Genomic DNA, 5,139 nt, shown 5'->3' with positions numbered 1-5,139 from the left:
TATCTTATAAACAAATCAAGACCATTCATATTTTCTACAGCACTTTCACCATCTACAATAGCTAGCGCTAATACTGCCTTAAACCTACTTAAAGAAAACAGCAAAGAGTATCTGGACAATCTAAACATAAATACAAGAATTATGAGAAAACTCCTTGTAGACGGAGGATTGAATGTAATTGATGGAGAAACACCAATCATTCCAATAATCATAGGCCCTGCAGACCTGGCAAATAGATTCTCTAATCAACTAAAAGAAGAAGGAATATTGGTTTCAGCAATCAGACCGCCATCAGTGCCTAAAGATATGAGCAGATTAAGATTGACAATAATGGCTAGCCATACCAAAGAAGAAATAGAATTCACTGCAAAAGCAATTATAAAAATTTGGAAAAATATTAAAAAAGGAAATGAGTAAAAAGATGACATCAAACCAGCTACAACTTAAAAAAAAATAAAATAAAAAAGATAAAAAGAGGACATCAAATCATCTACAACTTAAAAAAAATAGAATATCATTCATTCTGATTTGATAAGGCAAGTGCTATCCTTTTTCCAATAGCAGTTATTACATGTTTTGCAATCTGATTCACCATACCCATTCTCTTTCCATTCGCTCAATAGGGATTGGTTCCTCACAAATGGCCTGTGCATTGAGAAAAATTCAATATTTGTTCTGTTCATTAAATCATTCATAGACTTCATATTGGATAATCCTCCACCTAAGACAACAGGGATTGAAACCTCACTTGCAACCTTATCTGTAAAATCCACCAACATGTTTTCATTTGACAATGCTTTCCTAAAGTATTGTGGGGAAAGGAACTTGGTAATCTGCAAACTATCTGCACCATTTTCAGCAAGTATCCTGCAGATCTCAAGTGAATCCTCAGGATCCTTATACAAATTCACACGACAGTGAACATGCAAATCAGTTGTATCCTTAATGAATTTGATTATCTCCAATACCATTCTGACTCTATTATATGTATTTCCACCATAATTGTCTTCCCTTTGATTTTCAAATGGATCCATAACCCTTGATAGGAAATAGTTATTGCCAATATTCAATTGTATTCCATCAAATCCTGCAAATGCAATTTTTTTAGCAGCTACAAGGTAATCCGCTTGAATTTTTCTTATATCCTCAATAGTCAAATCATTGACTTCCATCATCTGCTTTCCATTGACATTACAGTTGATGAAGCCAATCTGTGCAAAAATAGGGATATCATGCTCATGGACCATTTCAGTCAATTCCTTGAATTCCTTGATGAAGTAAGGATAATTGATGTAATCTGAATAATCGCTAAACCTATCATGAGAATATAATGAAATCAATTCAGTGATAATCAGACCCACATTGTTTTTTGCTAAATTTTCATATCTGTTAAAGATATCTTGAGAAAGGCCATGTGTACCTTCATTTTGTGATTCCCATAATCCAGTTCTAATAATCCTGCTTTTAAGATTAAATCTGCCAAATTTTGTATTATCGAATATGTCTTTCATGCATTTAGTTTATTTTAAATACTATAAAAAAGGGAGAGTAACTCAACAATTACCATAATATAATTTCTAAAAAGGGACAAGAATTTAATAGCCATCCACCTATTTTAAAAAAATCAATAATGGTAACAGGTACTTGTTTTTGTTCTATAACAGTTATTGCACATTTTACATCTTGATGTGCCTTCACCGTCAATTTTCCATTTTTCTAAGAAGTCTTCTTCAGCAACAAAAGGCCTATACATAGATAGAAAATCAATATCTGTCTTATTTAATGTTTCATTCATATGTTCCATGCTATTGAATCCTCCACCTAAAATAACCGGAACATTAGTGCTCTCAATCAAATTTTGACTAAATTCAATCAATTCATCTTCATCTGAAACATCTTTTGTGAAATACAATGGAGATAAAGGCTTTGTCACTTGAATGCTATCCACTCCAACCTTTTCAAGAAGTTTACAAATTTCAATGCTCTCTTTTGCATCAATTCCACCTTTCCTTCCATCAAAAGCATTTACTTTACAGCTTATATGAAAACTTAAGTTATTTTTCATGACTTTAATCAATTCCAATACAAGTCTCATACGATTAAATGTATTGCCCCCATAATCATCTGACCTTTGATTAAAATATGGATTAATGAATTTAGACAAGAAGAAGTTATTACCTAATGCCAATTGAATCCCATCAAAACCTGCCAACTTAAGCTTTTGACTTGCTATGATTATGTCTTGCTGAATCTGACGAATATCTTCCAAAGTCAAATAATTAACACCAATATCCAAATCGATACCCCTATCATATTTTATGAACTCAATCTGGCCTAAAATAGGAACATCATGACTATGGCTAATCTCTGCTAGTCTTTTAGCATCAATCATAAAAGAAGGACGACCACTTTTAATTGAATACTCTGAAAATTTATCCTTAGGGTATAATGATATTAATTCAGTGATAATCAATCCGACACCACTTTTAGCAATATTTTCATATTTTTCATAAAGTTCACCCATTGTCTGGGTTTGCCAAAGACCTGTCCTTATAACTCGACTGTTAAGTTCCAAGTCTCCCAATCTACAATTATCAAATATGTCTTTCATAAAATTAGTTTATTGAAAAGAATATAAAAAGAGAGCAGTAATTATAGAATTACTATAAAAAAACAGATTATTTAAAAAAAATATAAAAAGAAAACAACAATTATAGAATTATTATAAGGATGAAATCTTGATATATGGATAATTGGGAATATAAATGAAAAAAGAATTAAAAAGACAACTATTCAAGTTCAAAAGCGTTTTTATACTCTTTTAAAATGCTTTCAATTTGAGAATCATCATATCCAACAAGATTCAATTCATTGAAATAATAAGAAGTAATTTCATATAGTATCCTATTGGTTTTTTTGCCTTTTTCAGTTAATGAATATTCTGTTTTTAATTTAGGGCCATCATCAATAACTGTTTTTATAATCAAATCGTTTTCTTCCATATATTTTAAGGTTTCGGCCAATATATGATTACTGATTGTAGGATTAGCTTTTTTAAATTCAGAAAAATGTTTCATGCCTCTAAAAATATTAGATAAAATACAAAAAATCCATTTTCTATTAAAAAAATCCAAAGTAGATCCAATAGGGCAAATATTATTTTCAATCATATTATCAAAACAAAATTTAATTTTCAATGAGTATTTTTAAAATAGTAACTTTAAAATTACTAATTCGTTTATTAATTAAATATTGTATATATACATTTATATAATTTTTCAAGAGGCGATAAAATGAAAATCACATACTGGAGCGATTTCGCTTGTCCATACTGTTACATTGGGAATACAAGATTAAAAAAAACCATTAAGGATTTAGGATTAGAAAATGAAGTGGAATTTGATACTCGTGCTTTTGAATTAGACCAAAACGCGCCTAAAGATGTTGAATCCACAACTGTTGAAAGATTTGCAGTTAAATATGGATTATCATTAAATGATGCGGAAAAAGAAGTGAGCAATATTTCCAGATTAGGCATTGAAGAAGGAATAGACTTTAAATATTCAAGCACATTATATACAAATACTCGTGATGCACATAGGTTGATGAAATTTGCACAAAGCAAAGGAGACGCAAATCTTGTTGAAAAATTAGGCAATTCATTATTTGATGCATATTTTACTAAAAATTTGAAATTAGCTGATAAAGATGTGCTATTAAACATCTGCGATGAAATAGGATTAAATAGAGAGGAAAGTGAAGAAGTCTTAAACACAGACCTTTATAATAAGGAAGTTGAAAAAGATGAAGAAATAGCATTGATGGGCGGCATACATGCAGTACCATTCTATTTATTAGATGAAAAGTATTCTATCCCTGGTGCATTATCCTATGAAGATTTTAAAAAAGTTTTGAAACAGATAAGTGATGAAAATAAAGAAAATGCAATTAAAGAAAATGAAAAGAAAAAAGATGGAAATAAAGATGTTGATAGCTGTAAAGATGGAGTTTGCAGGATTTAAGATAAAAATAAGGTGAATTGAATGAAATTAAAATGGTTAGGGCATTCTGCATTTGAATTGATAAGAAATGATGGGCTGAACATTTTAGTCGACCCATTCATTCAAGGAAATCCAAGCTGCCCGATTTCAATTAATGAATTGAATCCGGACATCATATGCATTACACATGCACATGGAGACCATTTCGGGGATGCAATTGAAATAGCTAGAAACACAAACGCATTGGTTATCTCAAATTATGAAATATCCCAATATTTGCAAAAAAGGGGAATTCGCTCATTAGGAATTAATTATGGCAGCGAAATTTCCATAGATCATATGAGCATTAGAATGCTTGATGCAAGGCATACATCCTCTTACGACTTTGAAGGGGATATTAAATATGCTGGAAATCCTGGAAGTTTCCTATTTGACTTCAAAAATGACATTAAGATTTTTCATGCAGGGGACACTGGATTATTCTCTGATTTAAAATTTGTAGTTGGGGAAATATATAAACCTGATATTGCATTGCTGCCAATAGGAAACCTATTTACAATGGACCCAAAAGAAGCTTCAATAGCTGCAAAATGGATTAATCCAAAAATAGTGATTCCTATGCATTACAATACATTTCCTTCAATTAAACAGGACGGAAATTACTTTATGCAATTGGTTAAAAATGAAAACCCAAACTGCAAAACATTAATTTTAAAACCTCTTGAAACTTATGAAACTAAGTAAAAAAAGAGAGTATTAAAAGAGATATTAAAAAAAGAAATGGAATTCCAATTAGCATTTAAACTATTTTGATCAAGGTTCTATGGACTAAATCCAAGACTTGTAATGGTATGCCGAGAGTAACCCACATTCTGTTTTATACAGCATTCATCTTAGCGAACTACTCTGCTTCCCTTAGAGGTCATCAGCATATTTGTTCTTGCATCCTGTAGATTGGCCGTTTCACCGATTCCTTTAATGTCCATCAGTCAAGCATCATTGTCATCCATCAAAGGCCGTGTCGTTTCTGCTCCAGAGTCATACTTCTCAGCATAAGTCTTTCAACTTTACAGTCTATATGATGTGCGGAGTTTCCCTAGTTATAAAACCAGCAACTGTCTTCGGCTTACCATTAACA

The 5,139-nt window shown here is 31.2% G+C and carries 6 protein-coding genes and 1 other RNA gene; 3 read left to right on the top strand and 4 right to left on the bottom strand.

Going from position 1 to position 5,139, the window contains the following annotated elements; genetic code table 11:
* Window positions 1-417: aminotransferase class I/II-fold pyridoxal phosphate-dependent enzyme (locus tag ACKI32_RS01055; protein WP_407412826.1), on the top strand; the 417-nt coding region annotated here is incomplete at its 5' end.
* A gap of 101 nt (window positions 418-518) precedes the next feature.
* On the opposite strand, the gene ACKI32_RS01050 is transcribed toward ACKI32_RS01055, so the two are convergent.
* The 3 genes from ACKI32_RS01050 to ACKI32_RS01040 form a co-directional block, all read right to left on the bottom strand.
* The gene (locus ACKI32_RS01050; RefSeq protein ID WP_407412825.1) at window positions 519-1,511 is read right to left on the bottom strand and encodes an NADH-dependent flavin oxidoreductase; all 993 of its coding nucleotides are present in this window, start codon (window positions 1,509-1,511) and stop codon (window positions 519-521) included.
* Window positions 1,512-1,624: 113 nt separating this feature from the next.
* Window positions 1,625-2,611 carry an NADH-dependent flavin oxidoreductase gene (locus ACKI32_RS01045; RefSeq protein ID WP_407412824.1) on the bottom strand — a complete coding sequence of 329 codons (987 nt, stop codon included), beginning with the start codon at window positions 2,609-2,611 and terminating at the stop codon, window positions 1,625-1,627.
* 178 nt (window positions 2,612-2,789) lie between these two features.
* Window positions 2,790-3,170 carry a winged helix-turn-helix transcriptional regulator gene (locus ACKI32_RS01040; RefSeq protein ID WP_407412823.1) on the bottom strand — a complete coding sequence of 127 codons (381 nt, stop codon included), beginning with the start codon at window positions 3,168-3,170 and terminating at the stop codon, window positions 2,790-2,792.
* Between the two features lie 123 nt (window positions 3,171-3,293).
* Between ACKI32_RS01040 and ACKI32_RS01035 the strand changes: the two genes are divergently transcribed.
* Together ACKI32_RS01035 and ACKI32_RS01030 are read left to right on the top strand one after the other, a co-directional pair.
* On the top strand, window positions 3,294-4,022 hold the full coding sequence (locus tag ACKI32_RS01035) for a DsbA family oxidoreductase (protein WP_407412822.1): 729 nt from the start codon (window positions 3,294-3,296) through the stop codon (window positions 4,020-4,022).
* A 21-nt stretch (window positions 4,023-4,043) separates the two neighbouring features.
* Complete coding sequence (locus tag ACKI32_RS01030; RefSeq protein WP_407412821.1) at window positions 4,044-4,745, top strand: metal-dependent hydrolase; 702 nt, start codon at window positions 4,044-4,046, stop codon at window positions 4,743-4,745.
* A gap of 105 nt (window positions 4,746-4,850) precedes the next feature.
* Here ACKI32_RS01030 and rnpB read toward each other — a convergent pair.
* Window positions 4,851-5,131: RNase P RNA component (gene rnpB / locus ACKI32_RS01025), an RNA gene on the bottom strand.
* Window positions 5,132-5,139 lie beyond the last annotated feature (8 nt).

The organism is Methanobrevibacter sp. (genome assembly GCF_045611865.1).
Taxonomy (GTDB): Archaea; Methanobacteriota; Methanobacteria; order Methanobacteriales; family Methanobacteriaceae; genus Methanocatella.
The sequence above is the reverse complement of the archived record's forward strand: the minus strand, read 5'-3'. Positions and strand labels throughout refer to the sequence as shown.

Coding starts and splice junctions, on each gene's coding strand:
- ACKI32_RS01045 (WP_407412824.1), bottom strand. CDS start 2,611: ATGAAAGACATATTTGATAATTGTAGATTGGGAGACTTGGAACTTAAC.
- ACKI32_RS01035 (WP_407412822.1), top strand. CDS start 3,294: ATGAAAATCACATACTGGAGCGATTTCGCTTGTCCATACTGTTACATT.
- ACKI32_RS01050 (WP_407412825.1), bottom strand. CDS start 1,511: ATGAAAGACATATTCGATAATACAAAATTTGGCAGATTTAATCTTAAA.
- ACKI32_RS01040 (WP_407412823.1), bottom strand. CDS start 3,170: ATGATTGAAAATAATATTTGCCCTATTGGATCTACTTTGGATTTTTTT.
- ACKI32_RS01030 (WP_407412821.1), top strand. CDS start 4,044: ATGAAATTAAAATGGTTAGGGCATTCTGCATTTGAATTGATAAGAAAT.